The sequence below is a fragment of the Aurantiacibacter luteus genome (genome assembly GCF_001010945.1).
In the GTDB taxonomy this organism is placed as follows: domain Bacteria; phylum Pseudomonadota; class Alphaproteobacteria; order Sphingomonadales; family Sphingomonadaceae; genus Alteraurantiacibacter; species Alteraurantiacibacter luteus.
Genome location: NZ_LBHB01000003.1, coordinates 167,013 through 184,809 on the forward strand (window position 1 = coordinate 167,013; position 17,797 = coordinate 184,809).

The 17,797-nt window shown below is 67.4% G+C and carries 28 protein-coding genes and 1 tRNA gene; 9 read left to right on the forward strand and 20 right to left on the reverse strand.

What is annotated here, in order from left to right:
• Positions 1-48 precede the first annotated feature (48 nt).
• Together AAW00_RS12470 and AAW00_RS12475 are read right to left on the reverse strand one after the other, a co-directional pair.
• A complete protein-coding gene (locus tag AAW00_RS12470) occupies positions 49-2,559 on the reverse strand; it encodes an ABC transporter permease (protein ID WP_047004764.1) in 2,511 nt (836 codons plus the stop codon).
• Positions 2,556-3,254, reverse strand: coding sequence for an ABC transporter ATP-binding protein (locus tag AAW00_RS12475; RefSeq protein ID WP_047004765.1), 699 nt, complete (start codon positions 3,252-3,254; stop codon positions 2,556-2,558). Before AAW00_RS12475 ends, AAW00_RS12470 begins: the two co-directional genes overlap by 4 nt.
• Positions 3,255-3,281: 27 nt before the next feature.
• Between AAW00_RS12475 and AAW00_RS12480 the strand changes: the two genes are divergently transcribed.
• Positions 3,282-4,001 (forward strand): arylesterase, encoded by a 720-nt coding sequence (locus AAW00_RS12480; RefSeq protein WP_047004766.1) that lies wholly within the window; start codon positions 3,282-3,284, stop codon positions 3,999-4,001.
• Here AAW00_RS12480 and recF read toward each other — a convergent pair.
• A complete protein-coding gene (gene recF, locus AAW00_RS12485) occupies positions 3,998-5,074 on the reverse strand; it encodes a DNA replication/repair protein RecF (protein WP_047004767.1) in 1,077 nt (358 codons plus the stop codon). The genes AAW00_RS12480 and recF overlap by 4 nt on opposite strands.
• A gap of 227 nt (positions 5,075-5,301) precedes the next feature.
• Between recF and AAW00_RS15520 the strand changes: the two genes are divergently transcribed.
• From AAW00_RS15520 to AAW00_RS15045, 4 genes are all read left to right on the forward strand, one after another.
• Positions 5,302-5,430 carry a hypothetical protein gene (locus tag AAW00_RS15520; RefSeq protein ID WP_277619348.1) on the forward strand — a complete coding sequence of 43 codons (129 nt, stop codon included), beginning with the start codon at positions 5,302-5,304 and terminating at the stop codon, positions 5,428-5,430.
• The gene (locus AAW00_RS12490; RefSeq protein ID WP_082125072.1) at positions 5,427-5,636 is read left to right on the forward strand and encodes a PspC domain-containing protein; all 210 of its coding nucleotides are present in this window, start codon (positions 5,427-5,429) and stop codon (positions 5,634-5,636) included. Before AAW00_RS15520 ends, AAW00_RS12490 begins: the two co-directional genes overlap by 4 nt.
• Before the next feature lie 63 nt (positions 5,637-5,699).
• Positions 5,700-5,776 (forward strand) — tRNA-Arg (locus AAW00_RS12495).
• Positions 5,777-5,843: 67 nt separating this feature from the next.
• Complete coding sequence (locus AAW00_RS15045) at positions 5,844-6,188, forward strand: hypothetical protein (RefSeq protein WP_156170069.1); 345 nt, start codon at positions 5,844-5,846, stop codon at positions 6,186-6,188.
• Between the two features lie 1,296 nt (positions 6,189-7,484).
• Here the strand turns inward: AAW00_RS15045 and AAW00_RS12505 are convergent.
• From AAW00_RS12505 to leuC, 10 genes are read right to left on the reverse strand one after another with little or no spacing between them, the layout of a single operon-like run.
• Positions 7,485-8,102: an SOS response-associated peptidase gene (locus tag AAW00_RS12505; protein WP_047004769.1), complete on the reverse strand. Its 618-nt coding sequence runs from the start codon at positions 8,100-8,102 to the stop codon at positions 7,485-7,487.
• Between the two features lie 10 nt (positions 8,103-8,112).
• The gene (locus tag AAW00_RS12510) at positions 8,113-8,994 is read right to left on the reverse strand and encodes a hypothetical protein (protein WP_047004770.1); all 882 of its coding nucleotides are present in this window, start codon (positions 8,992-8,994) and stop codon (positions 8,113-8,115) included.
• Positions 8,995-9,034: 40 nt separating this feature from the next.
• Positions 9,035-9,364: a Grx4 family monothiol glutaredoxin gene (gene grxD / locus AAW00_RS12515; RefSeq protein ID WP_047004771.1), complete on the reverse strand. Its 330-nt coding sequence runs from the start codon at positions 9,362-9,364 to the stop codon at positions 9,035-9,037.
• A 35-nt stretch (positions 9,365-9,399) separates the two neighbouring features.
• The gene (locus AAW00_RS12520) at positions 9,400-9,633 is read right to left on the reverse strand and encodes a BolA/IbaG family iron-sulfur metabolism protein (RefSeq protein ID WP_047004772.1); all 234 of its coding nucleotides are present in this window, start codon (positions 9,631-9,633) and stop codon (positions 9,400-9,402) included.
• 9 nt (positions 9,634-9,642) lie between these two features.
• Complete coding sequence (locus AAW00_RS12525; RefSeq protein ID WP_047004773.1) at positions 9,643-9,966, reverse strand: DUF1476 domain-containing protein; 324 nt, start codon at positions 9,964-9,966, stop codon at positions 9,643-9,645.
• A gap of 56 nt (positions 9,967-10,022) precedes the next feature.
• Positions 10,023-10,631: a 3-isopropylmalate dehydratase small subunit gene (gene leuD, locus AAW00_RS12530; RefSeq protein ID WP_047004774.1), complete on the reverse strand. Its 609-nt coding sequence runs from the start codon at positions 10,629-10,631 to the stop codon at positions 10,023-10,025.
• The gene (locus tag AAW00_RS12535) at positions 10,631-10,786 is read right to left on the reverse strand and encodes a hypothetical protein (RefSeq protein WP_047004775.1); all 156 of its coding nucleotides are present in this window, start codon (positions 10,784-10,786) and stop codon (positions 10,631-10,633) included. Before AAW00_RS12535 ends, leuD begins: the two co-directional genes overlap by 1 nt.
• 7 nt (positions 10,787-10,793) lie before the next feature.
• On the reverse strand, positions 10,794-11,303 hold the full coding sequence (locus AAW00_RS12540) for a DNA-deoxyinosine glycosylase (protein WP_047004776.1): 510 nt from the start codon (positions 11,301-11,303) through the stop codon (positions 10,794-10,796).
• Positions 11,299-12,114 carry an N-acyl homoserine lactonase family protein gene (locus AAW00_RS12545; RefSeq protein ID WP_052761937.1) on the reverse strand — a complete coding sequence of 272 codons (816 nt, stop codon included), beginning with the start codon at positions 12,112-12,114 and terminating at the stop codon, positions 11,299-11,301. Before AAW00_RS12545 ends, AAW00_RS12540 begins: the two co-directional genes overlap by 5 nt.
• Positions 12,111-13,544: a 3-isopropylmalate dehydratase large subunit gene (leuC, locus tag AAW00_RS12550; protein ID WP_047004777.1), complete on the reverse strand. Its 1,434-nt coding sequence runs from the start codon at positions 13,542-13,544 to the stop codon at positions 12,111-12,113. Before leuC ends, AAW00_RS12545 begins: the two co-directional genes overlap by 4 nt.
• Positions 13,545-13,642: 98 nt before the next feature.
• Between leuC and AAW00_RS12555 the strand changes: the two genes are divergently transcribed.
• The 4 genes from AAW00_RS12555 to AAW00_RS12570 all read left to right on the forward strand — a co-directional run bounded on the left by AAW00_RS12555 (position 13,643) and on the right by AAW00_RS12570 (position 15,781).
• Positions 13,643-14,050 (forward strand): acyl-CoA thioesterase, encoded by a 408-nt coding sequence (locus tag AAW00_RS12555; protein ID WP_047004778.1) that lies wholly within the window; start codon positions 13,643-13,645, stop codon positions 14,048-14,050.
• A 54-nt stretch (positions 14,051-14,104) separates the two neighbouring features.
• The gene (locus AAW00_RS12560; RefSeq protein ID WP_047004779.1) at positions 14,105-14,878 is read left to right on the forward strand and encodes a fatty acid desaturase; all 774 of its coding nucleotides are present in this window, start codon (positions 14,105-14,107) and stop codon (positions 14,876-14,878) included.
• Between the two features lies 1 nt (position 14,879).
• Positions 14,880-15,386 carry a sterol desaturase family protein gene (locus AAW00_RS12565; RefSeq protein ID WP_047004780.1) on the forward strand — a complete coding sequence of 169 codons (507 nt, stop codon included), beginning with the start codon at positions 14,880-14,882 and terminating at the stop codon, positions 15,384-15,386.
• 158 nt (positions 15,387-15,544) lie between these two features.
• Positions 15,545-15,781: a hypothetical protein gene (locus AAW00_RS12570; protein ID WP_047004781.1), complete on the forward strand. Its 237-nt coding sequence runs from the start codon at positions 15,545-15,547 to the stop codon at positions 15,779-15,781.
• Here AAW00_RS12570 and AAW00_RS14695 read toward each other — a convergent pair.
• The 7 genes from AAW00_RS14695 to AAW00_RS12600 form a co-directional block, all read right to left on the reverse strand.
• On the reverse strand, positions 15,765-15,923 hold the full coding sequence (locus AAW00_RS14695; protein WP_047004782.1) for a YqaE/Pmp3 family membrane protein: 159 nt from the start codon (positions 15,921-15,923) through the stop codon (positions 15,765-15,767). The two genes, AAW00_RS12570 and AAW00_RS14695, sit on opposite strands and share 17 nt — an antisense overlap.
• Before the next feature lie 75 nt (positions 15,924-15,998).
• A complete protein-coding gene (locus tag AAW00_RS12580) occupies positions 15,999-16,406 on the reverse strand; it encodes a SufE family protein (RefSeq protein ID WP_047004783.1) in 408 nt (135 codons plus the stop codon).
• 116 nt (positions 16,407-16,522) lie between these two features.
• A complete protein-coding gene (locus AAW00_RS12585; protein WP_420911635.1) occupies positions 16,523-16,759 on the reverse strand; it encodes a hypothetical protein in 237 nt (78 codons plus the stop codon).
• Between the two features lie 12 nt (positions 16,760-16,771).
• Positions 16,772-17,020, reverse strand: coding sequence for a hypothetical protein (locus AAW00_RS12590; protein ID WP_047004785.1), 249 nt, complete (start codon positions 17,018-17,020; stop codon positions 16,772-16,774).
• Positions 17,017-17,313: a hypothetical protein gene (locus AAW00_RS12595; protein WP_241461734.1), complete on the reverse strand. Its 297-nt coding sequence runs from the start codon at positions 17,311-17,313 to the stop codon at positions 17,017-17,019. Before AAW00_RS12595 ends, AAW00_RS12590 begins: the two co-directional genes overlap by 4 nt.
• Positions 17,313-17,456, reverse strand: coding sequence for a hypothetical protein (locus tag AAW00_RS15050; protein ID WP_156170070.1), 144 nt, complete (start codon positions 17,454-17,456; stop codon positions 17,313-17,315). The genes AAW00_RS12595 and AAW00_RS15050 overlap by 1 nt, the downstream gene beginning before the upstream one ends.
• Positions 17,456-17,782, reverse strand: coding sequence for a hypothetical protein (locus AAW00_RS12600; protein WP_047004786.1), 327 nt, complete (start codon positions 17,780-17,782; stop codon positions 17,456-17,458). Before AAW00_RS12600 ends, AAW00_RS15050 begins: the two co-directional genes overlap by 1 nt.
• Positions 17,783-17,797: the final 15 nt, after the last annotated feature.

Here is a 17,797-nt window from a genome sequence, read left to right on the forward strand (position 1 = left end):
TCGCACAGACGGGGAAGGGGGTCTGCGGGCCCCCTTTTTCGTGATCGGTCAGAGCGAGCGCAGGCTTTGCGCAGGGCGGGCGCGCAGCAGCGGGAGCGAGGCCGCGAGGGCGAAGCCCAGCACCAGCACGAGGCCACCGCCGAGCACCGCCAGCACCTCGCCCCAGTCGGGCAGCCAGTCGAACTCGAACAATTGGACCACGATCAGCCAGGCAAGCCCGCTGCCCAGCGCCAGCGCGACGCCCGCCAGCACCGCGGCCAGCAGGCCGAACTCGGCGAATTGCAGCGCGAGAAGCTGCCCCCGGCTCGCGCCCAGCACCCGCAGCACCACGGTATCGTAGGTGCGCGCCGCGCGCGCCGCGGCGATGGCGCCCAGCAGCACGGCGATTCCCGCCAGCACCGCCACCGATGCGGCGGCGAGGATGGCGAGGCTCACCTGGTCGAGGATGGCGCGCGCCTCGGTCAGCAAGGGGCCGACCTCGATCACGCTCGACGAGGGGAAGGCGCGCACCAGGTCGCGCAGCAGGCCGCCCGCCTCGGTGCCGTCCGGCAGGCTGACCGTGGCCGCCAGGTTGTGCGGCGTGTCGGCAAAGGTGCTGGGCGTGAAGACGTAGACGTTGTTGAAGCCCAGGCTTTCCCAGTCGATGCGCCGGAAGCTGGCGACCCGCGCGCTCTTCTGCACGCCGAGAATGGAAATCGTGATGACGTCGCCGATCTGCATTCCCGCCGCCTCGGCAAGCTCGGCATCGACCGAGACGAGCGGCGGCCCGGCATAGTCCGACGGCCACCATTCGCCCTCGGTCACGGTGTTGCCGCCCGGCAATTCGGCCGCGTAGGTCAACCCGCGCTCTCCGCCCAGCCCCCATGCGCCCTCGGGCAGCTCCTCGAGATCGGCCACTACCACGGGCGCATCGGCGGGGCCGTAGGAGACGATCGATCCGCGCAGGGTCGGAACCGTCTCGATCGCGGCGCCGGGGGCACGGGCGCTCACCAGCGTATCGAACTGCGTGAGGCCGTCGCGCGGTACGTCGAGCACGAAGTAGGCGGGGGCGCGGTCCGGAACGGTGCGCTGGATATTGGCATCGAGCGAGCTCTGCACCGCCGCCAGCAGCACGAAGGCGCTGAGCCCGAAGCCGAGCGCGGTCACCAGCGCACCGGTGTGCGCGCCGGGGCGGTGAAGGTTGGCGAGCGCGGCGCGCGCGATGGGATTGGCGGGACGCGGCAGGCGGGCGGCGGCAGTGCGGATGCCCTTGCCGACCAGTGCCAGCAGGCCGAGCACCACGGCGGCCCCGGCGAGGAACCCGGCGGAAAGCAGCGGCTGGTCCGACGCAGCGACCGCCAGTAACACGATGCCGGCAATGCCCAGCAGGACGGGCCTCGCCGCACCGCGCCAGCGCCGGGAGAGCGGCGACACGCGCTCGCGCATCAGCGCCATCGCCGGGAACACCCGCGCACGCGCCAGCGGCGGGGCGGCGAAGACCAGCGCGACCAGCAGTCCGAAGGCGAGCGCGCGCAGCAGCGCCAGGGGCGCGACGGCGATGTCCGTGCTCACCGGCAGCAGCGAGCCCAATGCGGAGGCCAGCAGCGGCGTGACCAGCACGCCCGCGAACAGCCCGGCGAGCGAGCCCGCCAGCGCCGCCGCGCCGATCTCCAGCGCATAGATGCGGGCGATGTCGCGCGACGTGGCGCCGAGGATCTTCAGCGTCGCGATGGAATTGCGCCGCGCCTCGAGATAGGAATTCACGCCCCCGCCGATACCGATGCCCGCGATCACCAGCGCGGCGAGGCCCACCAGCGTCAGGAATTCGCCCATGCGGCCGACGAACCGTTCCGCGCCCGGCGAGGCGACGGCGGCGGTGCGGATGTCGAAGGGCTGGCCGGGGAAGGCCTCCTCGAGCGCTTCCGACACTTGCTCCGGGTCGTCGCCGCCGGAGAATGCGACGCGGGTCTTCGTCTGGAACATGGCGCCGGGCAGGGTGAGGCTGGCCTGTTCGGGCAGGTCGTAGGGGACGATGATCGTCTGCCCGAGCGCAAAGCCTTCGGAGAGGCGATCCGGCTCCTCGGCGATAATGCCGGCGACGCGCAGGGTGGCGGTGCCCAGCGTGAAGCTGTCGCCCACGCCGATGCCGAGACGCTCCGCCGCGCCCTTCGCCAGCCAGGCCGAACTGGCGGGCGGCGCGCCGGCGGAGCGTCCGTCCTCCAGTCGCAGGGTGCCGTACATCGGGTATTGCGCGTCGACCGCCTTCAGCTCGACCGGCACGGCGGCATCGTCGGTCGCGGCCATCGCCTGCAGCCGGTATCCGCGCGACAGCGTGCCGTAGCGCGCAAGCCACGCCTCCTCCTCCGCCGTCATCCCGCGCTGCCACAGCTCGACTTCGAGATCGCCGCCCAGGATGGCCTGCCCCTGGCCTTCCAGTTCGTCCTCGATGGCGGAAGTCAGGCTGCCGATCGCCGCCAGCGCGCCCACGCCGAGGAACAGGCAGACGAGCAGCAGCCTGAGGCCGCGAAACCCGCTGGCGAGGTCGCGCCGCGCGATGGTCGAGGCGCGCGCCCAGCTCACCTGGCGGTGTCGCTGGCGATGCGCCCGTCGGCCAGCGTGACCACCCGGTCGCAGCGTTCGGCGAGGGCAGGGTCGTGGGTGATGATGACGAGCGTCGCGGCGGTCTCCTCGCGGCGGCGGAAAAGCACCTCGACCACGCTCTCGCCGGTGGCGGCATCGAGGTTGCCGGTGGGCTCGTCGGCGAAGATCAGCGGCGGGCGGGGCGCGATGGCGCGGGCGATGGCGACGCGCTGCTGCTCGCCGCCGGAAAGCTGCGCGGGATAGTGGGTCGTGCGATGGCCTAGTCCGACGGCCTCCAGTTCGGCCACGGCGCGCTCCCACGCAGCCTGGGTGCCCGCCAGCTCCATCGGCGTGGCGACGTTCTCGGCGGCGGTCATGGTCGGCAGCAGGTGGAACGCCTGCAACACGATGCCGATGCGCCCGCGCCGGGCCAGTGCCAGCGCGTCCTCGCCCAGCGCGGTGAAATCCTCGCCCGCCACGCTCAGCGCGCCCGCCGTGGCGCGTTCGAGACCGGACAGCACCGCCATCAGCGAGCTCTTGCCGCTGCCCGACGGGCCGAGCAGCGCCAGCGTTTCGCCCGCCGCTACGTCAAGATCGATGCCGCGCAGGATTTCCACCGCGGCCTCTCCCTCGCCAAGCGTCAGGCGCAGGTCTCGGGCAGAAATGACGGGCGAATGCTGCGGGGGACTTGTCACGCCGAGCGGATGGCATAGCTAGTCCGCATGGACAAGACATCCCGAAGGCCGTGGACGGGCGCGCTCGTCGCTTCATCGATGGCCGTGCTGCTGGCTGGCTGCGACACGCAGGCGCCGGCCCCCGAGGCGCCGCCGCAGGCGGAGGCGCCGCTTGCCGATGACTTGCCCGTGATGGGCCCGCCGCGCACCATCCTCGCTTTCGGCGACAGCCTGTTCGCCGGATATCAGCTGGCCGAGGACGAAGGCTATCCGGAACGACTGGAAGGCGTGCTGCGGCGGAGCGGGATCGACGCGACGGTCATCGATGCGGGCGTTTCCGGCGACACCACGGCGGCGGGCCGCCAGCGCATCGCCTTCGTGCTCGACAACCTTCAGGCCATGCCCGATCTTGCCATCGTCGAATTGGGCGGGAACGACCTGCTGCGCGGCATCCAGCCCGCGCAGACCCGCGACAACCTCGTCGCCATCCTCGACGAACTGAAGGCACGGGGCGTGCCCGTGATGCTGATGGGGATGCGCGCGCCGCCCAATTACGGGCCGCAGTACCAGGCCGATTTCGACGGCCTCTACCCCGCGCTCGCCGAGCAATACGATGCTGCCCTGGTGCCGTTCTTCATGGCACCGCTGGTGGAGGACCCCTCGCTGGTCCAAGCCGACCGCATCCATCCGACCGCGCAAGGGGTGGAAGCGATGGTGGCGGCGACCGTCGATACCGTGGTCGAGGCCCTGCCCGAAAAAGCCGGCTAGATCCGCTCGGCGCGGCCCTCCGCCACCTGCCAGACAGCCGCTTCGCCGGCGATGCCCTCGAACGGCGCGCGCTCGGTGCCGGTCAGCCAGACCTGCGTGCCGCTGCTGCGCAGCCTGTCGAACAGCGCCTCGCGCCGCAGCGGATCGAGATGCGCGGCCACCTCGTCGAGCAGCAGCAAGCTCGGCCGGCCGCGCGCGGCGAGGGCGGCGTGGGCGAGGGTGATGGCGATCAGCATGGCCTTTTGTTCGCCGGTCGAGCACTCGGCGGCGGGCATGGCCTTGCCCTCCATCGTCACCACCAGGTCGTCGCGGTGCGGCCCGGCAAGGGTGCGCTGGGCGGCACGGTCGCGGCGGCGATTGCCGGCAAGCTGGGCGCGCAGTTCGCCTTCCTCGCGCGCGCCTGTGGTCTCCAGCGCGAGCGCAGGGCGCGCGAAGGGCTGGGTGGGCAGGGCGGCCAGTTCGGCCACCAGCGCCTCCACCAGCGCGGCGCGGCCCTGCGCCAGCATGGCGCCCGCGGCGGCCATCTGAGCTTCGATGGAATCGATCCAGGCGGGGTCGGGCTCGCGCTCATCGGACAGCAGGCGGTTGCGTTCGCGCAGGGCAGCCTCGTAGCGCGCTGCGTGGCGGGCGTGGGCAGGGTCGAGCGCCACCGCGAGCCGGTCGACGTAGCGCCGCCGGGTGCCCGCGCTGTCGGCAAACAGGCGGTCCATTGCCGGGGTCAGCCAGCCGACCGCGAGCCATTCGCCCAGCGCAACCGCGCTGGTTTCCGCGCCGTTGACCTGCACGATCCTGCGGCTGCCGCGCAGCCCCGTGCCGAGCTGCACCGGCTCGCCGCCGTCGCGCGTCAACAGCCTTGCGCCGATGCCGAAGCCTCCCGCACCGCTCTTGCCGGCCATGTCGCCGAGAACCGCGCGCCGCAGCCCGCGGCCCGGCGCGAACAGCGATAGCGCCTCGAGCACGTTCGTCTTGCCCGCGCCGTTCTCGCCCACCAGCAGGTTGAGCTGGCGCGTTTCGTCGAGCCGCGTGTCGGCGTGGTTGCGAAAGGTCGAAAGGGTGATGCGATCGAGCGCCATGAGAGCCCGGCAGCACTAGGCGAGCCGCTTGAGGGCTGCCAGCCGTTTATGGCAGTCATAAATGTTGGTGAATTTCGCCAACCTGTAGGAGGCGGCCGCCGCGAACATTTCTATCGGATGAACAGGAATGGCAGAATTCTGCCATTCTCTTCATCTGGCACGCCTCCTGCAATGCATCCGGCATGGGACGCAATCACGCGGACCCGCCAGAAAAAGGGAAAAATGAGATGACCAACACCAACACTTTCGCCACCAAGGTACTCTCGGCCTTCGGCGCACTCGCCATGACGATGACGCTGCTCGTGTCGAGCTTCGCCAATCCCCACGCCACCACCGTCGTCGGCCTGCTGGCATGAGCGATATCCGCCCCATCGACACCCGCGCCCCGAGCGGTTTCCGGCTCGACCCCGTGAACGGCAAGCTCGGCGGCGTGTGCAGCGGCATCGCCAACCGCTTCGAAATCGACCCGCTCTTCGTGCGCCTCGGTTTCGTCATCGCCGGCCTCGCAAGCTTCGGCACGGCGGCCGTGGTCTACCTCGCGATCTGGCTGCTGGCCCAATAGGCCGGCAGCCCTCGCGGCCCCTCCATTGCGCCAGACGCAAACTTCGCTAAGTGCCTGTCCCACGCGCCCGTAGTTCAACTGGATAGAGCACGAGCCTTCTAAGCTTGGAGTTGCAGGTTCGAGTCCTGCCGGGCGCGCCATATTTCCAGGGCTTAGGCGTTACCTCGCGATCTTTGAGGTAACGCATAGGTAACTGGGGCTGGTGCGATGTTTGAGCTTACACAGGCTTACGGCAAAGAAATTTTCGCCGTCGCGATTGTCGTTTTTGGCTTCGCGCTCAATCGCGTTTTCCGTCTTCGCCCGAAACTTAGCTACAGCGTGCGTCACGCTTCAGCCTATCCAGTGGCAGAGCCGCTAGTCGATCAATCCGGGCAAGTTCTCCAAACGTCGCAAATTGTGCGCACCGCCTCAATTGTCGCTGGCAATACCGGTTTGCAGGCAGCATCGAACGTCGAATTTACCTTCAATTGGAAGCCGCCAATTTTCACTGTCTTTCCAGGCCGAACTTTCGAAACGGAAGTCGACGAGATGAACCGCTGGTGCCTTCGCTAAAAAAGCCTCGCTCCCGGCGAGAATTTCGTCATCGAGATTCTAAGCATCAATCAGGATTTGCCGCTCTTGTCCGCTATGCGAAGCGACGAGGCTGAGGGCCGACTGGTGACGATGATGCCGCAGCGTGTCTATCCCGTGTGGATGCAGAGAGGGTTTGGCGCGATCTTCCTGCTAGGCCTTTGTAGCGTGCTTTATCTTTTCGCGCTTTTGATCGAGTGGATCGCGACAGGCTGAGGCGGCGACCATCTTGCCCACCTGTTCCCGTTGTGTTCTTAGACGCGCATGGGCAGCAAGCGACTTGATTCTCTCGGTGACTATCTCCGCCACCACTACACGCTGAGGGTCGATTGTCGGGGCTGCAAGAAAGTCTCGATCCTCCAGCCGCTCGTCCTGCTGGAGCTATGCCAGAAACGCGGCTGGGGCCATCAGATGCGCGAAGTGGAGCGGCGCTTGAAGTGTGGCAGTTGTGGCGGTCGGGACGTTAGGATCGGGCCAGGGTTCGGCGGCTAGGTAAGCTCAATTGGCGATCAGCTAGTGCGCGCGGGCGTGGCGCGGATGTGGAGTGGGCGGCGGGAGCCCTAGTGCTGACCGTTGCGAAGATAAGTTTCGCCGACGGAGAATTAGGAAGTCAGCGAGAAGGATCCATCAACTGGGACGCCAAACAAACCGCGAACTGCGTCCGTGTCATCGGCATCGATTATGGCTGGCGTAGTCCACTCGCCTTTCGTCTTGGCTTCCATCGCTCATCCTTTCGTCGCGAGAATATAGTCTGCAAGCGGACCCCAAGGGAGTCAAGATGACCGGCCCTAACCGAATGGCCTTGTCCGCCTCGGTCACCCTCGCCCTGCTGGCGGTGGCGTTTATCGCGATGGCGGAGTTGAGTTGAAATCGCGAGCTTGATCGTTTGAATAGCCTTTACGCAGCCTCCAGCCACCGGAAGCCATCGCCTAGGGGAACCTCGTCAAACTCGCCGTCAATCAGGCGCGGTTGCCTATGCTCCACACCTCGCTCGGCAGAGACTCGGGTCTCCACAATGTCGCTTGCCGGGTCACTGCGCGCCCGCTGCGGGCGGCCTTGCGGCCTTGCAGGCCGAGCCCGATTTCGTGTCGGGGCCTTTTACACCCGTCTTCGGAGCCAGGGTTTCGCTAACCATCGTCTTCCGCCCAAATCCGCGCCTGCGCGTATTTGGCACGGCGCGTGCAATGTATTGGGTGTCTTCGATCGAGGCGGGACTTTTTCTCTGGTCCCCACCAAGTCTCCGGGTCCCGCCTCCCCGAAGCCCCTCCTGAAAATCCGCTAGCGTCGTCCGGCCCAAGGCTCGTCCGTGCGCGTCACGCGCATTTCATCGGGGAATGGGCGGCAGAGGAGATGGGCGGCATCGGGCGAGCCATCCAGCCAGTCGGCCCAGTCGTCGCGGCGCAGGATCACCGGCATCCGGTCGTGCACGCCTTGCACGTACTGGCACGCCTCGGTCATCACCATCGTGTAGGCCGCGCCCCATTCCGCCGTGGGGCGCCACAGCCCGGCAACCGCAAACAAACCTTCATCAGGCATGGCGAACCAGGTGCGCGTCTTGCCGCCTTTGGGCCCCTCCGCCTCGGCAAAGGCGCTGACCGGGATGAGGCAGCGCCGCTCCCGGAAGCTCGGCGCCCAGAAACCGCTGCCGAGCTTGTCCGCGCGGGCGTTGTTGACCGGCTTGGGCTTCAGCGGCTGGCCCTTTGCGCCTTTCATCTGTAGCGGGAAGCCCCAGACCATCTGTTGCAGCCTGCCCTCAGCCAGCACCATGCCGGGGTAGCCGGGATAGACAGTCTCGGGCGCGTTGCCCGCGGGCGCGACCTCAAGGTCCTGCGCGATGGCGGTGAAGAAATGCGCCACCTCGTCCTGCGACTTCGTCATGCGATAGAGGTTGCACATGGGCCGGTGCCTACTCGCCCCTGACGTAGCCCGCTTCGGCGGCGGGGACGGGCGGGGCGATCATGCCGCCTGCCATGGGCCAGATCTCGTCGCCCGTGACCACCCCCAGGCTCATCGGCAGCAGGGTGGAGATGAAGGCGTGGATCTCGTTGGGAGCGGTGCCGCCCCTATAGTCGGTGACATAGACGTTCATCGCCGTGTCCGCCGACGTATCCCAGGTCACGACCTCGCAGGTGTCGGTCAGCAGCACCGGGGTGCCGTCGATCCCGAAGGCGTCGAAGGCGACGCGGAAGTGCTTGCCGAGCGGGATCGCGCCCGCCTCGATCGGGCCGTTGAGGAGATAGGCGTCGAAGCTGCCATCCTCGCGCGGCGGCAGGACGATAGTCGAAAAGGCGACGACGTCGGCCTCGCCGCTGGTGCAGAAACTGCGATTGCCCGCGGCGATGACCGCACGCGGGGCGAACATCCGCGCCTGCGCCATCGCGCTGGCCTGTCCGTCGAGCAGCGGGGCATCGGCGGGCAAATGAAGAACTTCGGACAGGATCTCGCCGTTCGAAATCTCGTATTCGGCGAGCGCGACCAGCGGCGCATCCTCGCCCTCGGCTCCGGCACCTTCGCGGCGGCCCACGATCACCGTGTCCCACACGCCCGGCGCATCGCCCGGCATGGCGATCGCGCCCATGTAGCCTGCGGTGATCGCACCTTCGGTCATCCCGGCATACTGCCGCTGGGCGAGGGCAGTGGCGTCCTGGACGTCGGCCATCAGCCGCCCGGTCTCCTCCGCCTTGCGCGCCAGTTCGGAACGCGCGGCGAGGTCGGGCACCTCCTGCGCGAACAGGGGCGCTGCGGGCACGGCGAGCGCCAGCGCGGCGACTGTGAGCAATCGGTACATGGACACTCCCTCGGAACGCGGTCTGCGAGGGCCGTTGGGATCAGTCCGCCTTGGCGACCTGCTTTTCCTCGAGCAGCTGCTGCAGCTCGCCGGCCTCGAACATCTCCATCATGATGTCGCTTCCGCCGATGAACTCACCCTTGACGTAGAGCTGGGGGATGGTCGGCCAGTCGGAAAAGGTCTTGATCCCCTGGCGGATTTCCTGGTCCTGCAGCACGTCGACGCTCTCGAAAGCCACGTTGCAGTGGTCGAGGATGGACACTGCGCGGTTGGAAAAGCCGCACTGCGGGAACAGCGGCGTGCCCTTCATGAACAGGACCACGTCCGCATCGTTGACGATCTTGCCGATCCGCTCGTTTGCTTCGCTCATCGCACTCACCCGTAATGGAAATTTCGTATGGCGGGTCAGTTGGGGATACTGGTGTGCAGTTGCAAGGCGTGCAGCTCTCCGCCCATGCGTCCGCCGAGCGCGGCAAAGACCATCTTGTGCTGCGCCACGCGGGTCTTGCCGGCGAACTGGGCGCTGGTCACGCGGGCGAGCCAGTGGTCGTTATCGTCCACCAGCGGCTCGATCGCCACCTCGGCATCGGGGATGGCGGCCTTGATGAGCGCCTCGATCTCGGCGGCGGGCATGGGCATGACGGGCGCTCAGCCCTCGCTCATGAACTGGCGCTTGGCCTCGATCATCTTTTCCTCGACCTGCGCGCGCACGGTCGCCTCGTCGATATCGCAGCCCGCCTGCGTCAGGTCGCCCACGAGCTTGCGGATGACATCCTCGTCGCCCGCTTCCTCGAAATCGGCCTGGACGACCGCCTTTTTGTAGGCATCGGTTTCTTCGTGCGTCAGGCCCATCTTTTCCGCCGCCCATTCGCCCAGCAAGCGATTGCGGCGCGCAGCGACCTTGAAGGCGGTTTCCTGGTCCATGGCGAACTTGGTTTCCTCGCCCTTCTGGCGATCCTTGAAGTCGGTCATGTCGTCGTGTCCTTTTCGGGAGAAGAGAGTGGCGTACGCGTTAGCGCGGCGGCAGGTCAGGCGGCAATACCCGTGCCGCGCGCCACCCACGGCTGGTAACGCGCCTGGTCGCCCTCGAAGCGCGCGATGGCCTCGTTCGAGGCGAGCGTCAGTCCGACCTCGTCCAGCCCCTCCATCAGGCAATGCTTGCGGAAGGGGTCGATGTCGAAGGCGAAGCGGTCCTGGAACGGCGTGGTCACCGACTGACTTTCGAGGTCGATGGCGATCGGGTCGGTCAGGGCAACCTCCAGCAATCGGTCCACCGCTTCTTGCGGCAGGGCGACGGTCAGGATGCCGTTCTTGAAGGCGTTGCCGGCAAAGATGTCGGAGAAGCTGGGCGCGATGACCGCGCGGATGCCGAGGTCGAGCAGCGCCCAGGCGGCGTGCTCGCGGCTGGAACCGCAGCCGAAGTTGTCGCCCGCGACCAGGATCGGCGCGTCCGTGAACTCGGGCCGGTCGAAGATGTTGTCGGGGTCGGCGGTGCGGATCGCCTCGAACGCACCGCGCCCCAGTCCTTCGCGGCTGACGGTCTTGAGCCAGCGCGCGGGGATGATGAGATCGGTGTCGATGTTCTTGCGCCCGAACGGTATCGCGCGTCCTTCCACACTGACCAGCCCCTCGGCCATCAGTCGGTCTCCGGCTTCTCGCCGCTGGGGATCGGGCCGGGCTGGGCGGGCTCGGCCTTCTTCTTGCGCTTGTTCACGTAGAGCAGCGCGGCCGCCACCGCCGCCGATCCGATTGCCGCGCCGATGGCGGCCTTGCCTTTGAGATTGTCGGTCATGGCGGATTCAATGCGCCGGGCCGGGCGACGTTTCAAGGAAATCGCGCAATCGCCGCCAATGCTTTTCCTTTTCGGCAAGCGGCATGGCGGCAAAGGCGGGGCTGGACGAAGGCAGGGCGACCCGCTGCACCGGCGAGCCCGCGAGCAGCTTCTCCCCAATAGTCTCCGCCTTGCGACCGTTGAAGGCGACTGCGCCAAGGTCCGGCAAGCTCGCGACGAGGTCGGCAAGCGGATTGAACTCGGCCTCGCGAATGGCGGCATCGAGCGAGCCCTCGCGCCGGGCCGAGGCGACCACGTCCCACAGCGCTATGCGGTGCGCTGCGAGGGCGGCGAGACGGGTAGTGTAGTCGATTGCGACGAGGTCGGTATCGATGGCCAGGCCGACGAGGTGCCAGAAACGGTTCTGCGGGTGGGCGTAATACTGTCCCGCCTCGAGCGAGCGTGTCCCCGGCAGGCTGCCGAGGATCAGCAGCCGAGCATCCGGCCGGGCGACGGGCGGGAAACTTCTCGCCCTAATGTGCCGCCTCGGGAAAGGCGGGAAGCTTGGCGATGTCGTCGGGTTCGTGCTGGATCACCACGGTCGCGCCGTAGGCCTCGGCCATCCGCTTGAAGCGGTCGAGCGAGGCGAGCGAATCGGCGCGGTCGTCGTTGAAGGTGGGCACGCGGTCGTGCTCGTAATTGCTGGTGTAATGGGCGAGGTCACCGGTCAGCATGACCGGGCCCATGTCCGCAAGGCGCACCAATAGCGCGTGGTGGCCGCCGGTGTGGCCGGGCATGGCGAGCAGCTTGACCGTGCCGTCGCCGAACAGGTCGAGGTCGCCGCCGACCTGCCGCACCTCGGCCCCGCCATCGAGCCAGGGGACGAACAGGTCGCGGTTCACCCATGGCGAGCCCGCCTCGATCACCGCCCAGTCCGCGCGGCCGATCACCAGCGTCGCCTGCGGAAAATCGCGCGCCTGCCCGACGTGGTCGTAATGGTAGTGGCTGATGCCGACGTAATCGACATCGGCCGGGGCAACGCCGAGTTGCGCGAGTTTCTGCACCAGCGTTTCGCCCATCGAAAACCCGCCGTCGGGGTCGCCGCTGGTCGCGGGATCGATGCCGGTGTCCCACACCATCAGGTCGTCGCCGTGACGGATGAGGTAGCAGCTGACCACGAGATCTCGCGTCATGCCGTCAGACGCGCCGGTATCGTCGAAGCCGCCGAGCGGCATGGGCTCGGTCGCCTGGCCGCAGTCGATGCGGGTCAGGCTGACATCGGGCGTGTCCTGCGCGGCGAGCGGCAGGGGCAAGGCTAGGGCGGCGAGGATAAGCGCGGTGCGGATCATTCGGTCAACTCCCTCACATCGGTCAAACGCCCCGTTACCGCGGCTGCTGCCGCCATCGCCGGGCTGACGAGGTGCGTGCGCGCGCCCGGCCCTTGGCGACCGACGAAGTTGCGGTTGCTGGTGCTGGCGCTGCGTTCGCCCGGCGGCACCTTGTCGGGGTTCATGCCGAGGCAGGCCGAGCAGCCGGGTTCACGCCATTCGAGGCCGGCTTCTGTGAACACGCGGTCCAGCCCCTCGGCTTCCGCCTGCGCCTTGACGAGGCCCGAGCCGGGGACGACGATGCCCCACTTGACGGTCTCGTGCTTGCGCCGTCCGCGCAGCACCTCCGCCGCGGCGCGCAGGTCTTCGATGCGGCTGTTGGTGCACGAGCCGATGAAGACGTTCTGCACCTCCACCTCGCGCATCGGCGTGCCGGGCACGAGGCCCATGTAATCGAGACTGGCGCGGGCCGCCTCCTGCTTGGCCGGGTCGGCGAAACTGTCGGGCGAGGGAACCGTGGCGCCGATGGCGACAACGTCTTCCGGGCTGGTGCCCCAGGTGACGGTCGGCTCCACCTCGCTGGCATCGATTATGACGCTCTTGCCGAAGATCGCGCCGGGATCGGTACGGAGGGTCTGCCAGTAGGCGACGGCGCGCTCCCAGTCCTCGCCGCGCGGAGCGAGCGGACGGCCCTTGAGGTAGGCAAAGGTCGTCTCGTCCGGCGCAATCAGGCCGCCGCGCGCGCCGCCCTCGATGCTCATGTTGCACACCGTCAGACGACCCTCGACGCTCATCGCCTCGAACACCTCGCCACGATATTCGATGACGTGCCCGGTGCCGCCGGCCGTGCCGATCACCCCGATGATGTGCAGGATGAGGTCCTTGGGCGTGATGCCGGGGCCGAGTTCGCCCTCGACCCGGACTTCCATCGTCTTCGACTGGCGCAGCAGCAGCGTCTGCGTGGCGAGCACGTGCTCCACCTCGCTGGTACCGATGCCGAAGGCCCATGCGCCGAGCCCGCCGTGGCAGGCGGTATGGCTGTCTCCGCACACGATGGTGGTGCCCGGTAGTGAGAAGCCCTGTTCCGGCCCGACCACGTGGACGATGCCCTGCTGGCGCGAGGTCGCGTCGAAATAGCGGATGCCGAATTCGGGCGCGTTGCGCTCCAGCGCGGCGAGTTGCTCGGCGCTTTCTGCATCGAGGATCGGCACGCGGTTGCCTTGCGCATCGACGCGCGGCGTCGTCGGCAGGTTGTGGTCGGGCACGGCCAGCGTCAGTTCGGGGCGGCGAACCGTGCGGCCCTTGGCGCGCAGGGCTTCGAACGCCTGCGGACTGGTGACCTCGTGGACGAGATGGCGGTCGATGAAGATCAGGCAGGTGCCGTCCTCGCGCCGCTCGACGACGTGGGCGTCCCAGATCTTTTCGTAGAGGGTGCGGGGTCTGCTTGCCATGCGGGCGGGATAGCGCGGTGTGACATTAAGGCCAAGCAGCGCGGCAAAACGCTTTGTCGTGTCTTGGAAAATTAATCTTCGCGCGCTAACTTACACGCATGTCAGCCATCCCCTTCTCCATGCCGATCCGTATCCTGCCCGAAGACATCGACTTCATGGGGCACGTGAACAATTCGCGTTATCTCAACTGGGTGCAGGACGTGGTGCTGGCCCATTGGCGCAAGCTCGCCCCGGCGGAAGAGGTCGCGGCCAAGGCCTGGGTCGCGCTGAAGCACGAGATCACCTATCGCCGCCCGGCCTTCCTGGACGACGAGGTGATCGCCGAGACGGTGCTGGAGAAGATCGCCGGCGCGCGCAGCTTCTACAACACGGTGATCCGCCGCGGCGAGGAGGTGCTGGCCGAGGTGCAATCCATGTGGTGCTGCATCGACAGCAAGACGCTGCGCCCCGCGCGCATCGACAAGGACATCGCCGCCAGCCACTTCGGCCTGCCGCGCGAGGGCTGAGGCTTCAGGCAACGTTTGCGTTGCGGGGGGCAAGTGCCTATTTCCGCCGGTGAAATGCCCGCAAGCTCGCTCCCCCATGCCGCGCCGCGCAGCGCCGTGCAGACAGCCATCGGGCTGGGGCTCGCGGGTGCGCTGTTCGCCGGCTGGCTGGGGCTGCATGTCTTTGCAATGTTCGTGTTCGAGCTGACCTGGCAGACGCTGGGAGCAGGACTGCTCATGGCGCTCGTCCAGTGCTGGCTCTCGGTCGGCCTGTTCATCGTCAGCCACGATGCCATGCACGGCTCGCTCGCGCCCGGCAGGCCGCGGCTCAATTCCGCCGTCGGTGCCTCCCTGCTGTTCATTTACGCAGGCTTCGGATGGGCGAAGATGCGGGGCGCGCATTTCGACCATCATCGCCATGCCGGAACCGCGGGCGACCCCGATTTCGACGCCGAGAACCCCGCGCATTTCGGACGCTGGTACGCGACCTTCCTGCGCCGCTATTTCGGCTGGCAGTCGGCGCTCTACGTCTCGCTGGTCGTCACTGTCTACTGGCTCGTCTTCGACGTGCCGATGGCGCAGATCGTGCTGCTCTACGGCCTCCCCGCCATCGCCAGCAGCCTGCAGCTGTTCTACTTCGGCACCTATCGCCCGCACCGCCATGCCGAGCCCGGTTTCGCCGACCGGCACAACGCCCGCTCGGACGATTTTTCCGTGCCGCTCAGCCTCGCAACGTGCTTCCATTTCGGCTATCATCACGAACATCACCGGTCCCCGCAGACGCCGTGGTGGGCGCTGCCCGCCTTTCGCCGCGCGCAAAGCGAGACAGCGCAGGGCCAAGGAAAGTAGAATGTCGACACCCGCCATCATCCTGACCGTTCTCGGCGCGGTCGCCTTCATGGAAGTGTTCGCTTGGTGGGCGCACAAGTACGTCATGCACGGCTGGGGCTGGGGCTGGCACCGCGACCATCACGAACCGCACGACAACGCCTTGGAAAAGAACGACCTGTTCGCCGTGGTCTTCGGCTCCATCGTCGTCGCCATGTTCGCCATCGGGTATTACGTGTCGGACTTCCTGTGGTGGTCGGCGCTCGGCATCACGATCTACGGGCTCATCTACACCGCCATCCATGACGGGCTGGTCCACCAGCGATATTTCCGCGTGGTGCCCAAGCGCGGTTACGCCAAGCGGCTGGTACAGGCGCACAAGCTGCATCATGCGACTGTCGGCAAGGAGGGCGGAGTAAGCTTCGGCTTCCTCTGGGCACGCGACCCGGCGGCGCTGAAGGCGGACCTGCGCCGGCAGCGCGAGGCGGGTACCGCCGTGGTGCGCGACAGCGCGGGCGCCGGCCTCTGACCGACCTTTCCGGCCAGTGGGACGGCACCTATGCCTACCCCGCAGGCTTCGGCCCGGTCACCCCGTTCCTCGCCACGCTCACCCAGCGCGGCGCGAGCCTTAGCGGCTTCATCATCGAGCCGAGCCTGTACGGCCGCGCTTCGGCCGAGGCGCGGCTGGTGGGGGTTGTCGCTGGGGATGCCGTCGACTTCACCAAGACCTATGCGCGTGCAAGCTTCGGCTACGAGAACCCGGTCGATTACGTGGGCCAGGTCCTCGACGACGGCGAGCGTATCACCGGCGTGTGGAGCCTGCTCGACATGAACGGCACATTCGAAATGACCCGTCACGCCTCCCGCGCGGAGGCAGGGGAGCGCGTGGCCGAGGAGGAGTTGTCGCTCAGCGCGCGTAGTTGACGTAGAGCGCGTGGATCAGCCCGGGGACGTAGAAGATGAGCGTCAGCACCAGGTTGATGAGCGCGGTCTTGCCTACGCCATGCTTCAGCGCGACGCCGAGCGGCGGGATCAGCACGGTGAGAATGAGGGTGACGATGGCCATTGCTGGATGGTCCTGAAAAGAGCGGAGCGACCCGGCGGTTGCCTCATCAACCAGCCGTCGGCGCGCGGGTTCCGTTCATCCCCCGGCGATGCGCGCGGCGTGCTCGCGCACCAGCGCGATCATGTTGGGCACCCCTTGCGTGCGGTTGGAGCTGAGCTGGTTCTTGAGGTCGAACGGGGCGAGCGCGGCGGTCACGTCCATCGCCGCGACCTCGCCTGCGGGCCTGTCCTGCACCGCGGCGATGACCAGCGCGACGATGCCCTTGGTGATGGCGGCGTTGCTGTCGGCGAGGAAATGCAGCTTTCCCGCGTCCCCGGTCGGATAGACCCAGACCTGCGCGCTGCACCCGCGCACCAGCGTGGCATCGGTCTTGAGCGCGGCGGGCATGGGCTCCAGCTCGCGGCCAAGCTCGATCAGCAGGCGATAGCGTTCGTCGGCGTCGAGGAAATCGTATTCCTCGTGGATGTCTTCGAGGGTTCTCAAGCCAATCTCCGCTCACCCTGAGCTTGTCGAAGGGTTGCCCTTCCACTTCTGGCGACGCGCTAGAAGAAAGGACGATGCTTCGACAAGCTCAGCATGAGCGGATTGGTGAAATTTCGTCACAGGTCCACCCCGCTGGCGATCGCTTCCAGCTTGCGGATGCGTTCCTTGAGGTCGGCGATCTCGATGCGCGCCATGCCCTCGGGCGATCCGCGCTCCATGTCGGCGGGCAGGCTGCGCAGCTCCAGCTCGCGGCTCTTGAGCGCCAGCCAGCCCTGCCAGCCGAGCAGCGCCGCGCCCGCGGTGATGGCCAGGGCCAGCAGGGTGGTGGCGGCGTAAAGCATGTCGATATCCATCGTCATCCTCCGTTAGTTGTCGCGAAGCGCCTCGATCTCGTCGGCCGTGCGCCGGGCGGGATCGGTGGCGATGCGTTCGAGCACTTTCACCCGCTCGCGCAGGTCGGCTAGCTCGGCGCGGGCCTCGTCGCGCTCGCCGCGAAGCTGCGCCGTCTCGGCCTCGTCGCGCCCGGTCCGGCGTTCGCCGCTGTCGCGGGTAAAGACCTTGACCAGCGCCGACATGACGATTGCGACGATGGCAACGACGGCCCAGCTGCTCACGACGCGATCTCCCGCTCGGCACGCATGTCGCGCAGCGCGTCGATCTGGCGCGAGAGGTCGGCACCGGGATCGGTAACGATGCGTTCGAGCACGCGCAGTCGGTCCTCCAGGTGCGCCTGAATCTCGCCGGGCGCGGCGGCCTGCGCGGCCTTGGCCTCCTCGATCCGCGCCTGCAATTCGAGCTTGCGCTCCTTGTGCTCCTGCTCGCGCTTGTTGATCATGTAGGCGAAAGGGAACACGATCATCAGCACCAGCAGCACGAAGGTGAAGATGCCCATCAGGTCGGGGTCCATCAGGCGCGCTCCCTCTTCTGCGGCTGGCGCCCGGCGTTCCATTTCGCCAGCGGACCCTTGCCGTGAAGTCCGGCGACGGTCAGCGATACCGAGGTGACGATGGTCACCGCGATGATCCAAAACTCGACGTTCACCTGTTCCATCACACCTGCTCCTTCTTCGCGAAGTCGAGCGCCACGCCGCTGTCGTCTCCGAGGCCGCGGGCATCCTCGCGGCGCTGGTCGCGCAGGGCCTCGATCTGGTCGGCGAGGTCGTAGCCGCGATCGGTGACGATGCGTTCGAGCACGCGAACGCGGTCTTCCAGGTCGGCGATGCGCGCCTTTTCGGCGGAGGTGTCGGGGGCCTTCGGGGCGGCCGCGTGGCGTCGCTCCTCGTAGGCCATGCGCTTCTCCTCCAGCTTGCGCTTGTTGGTGGTGATCACGATCATGATGACCATGATGATGCCAAGGATCGGAATGAGCTCGGCCATGTCGTGTCTATCTCC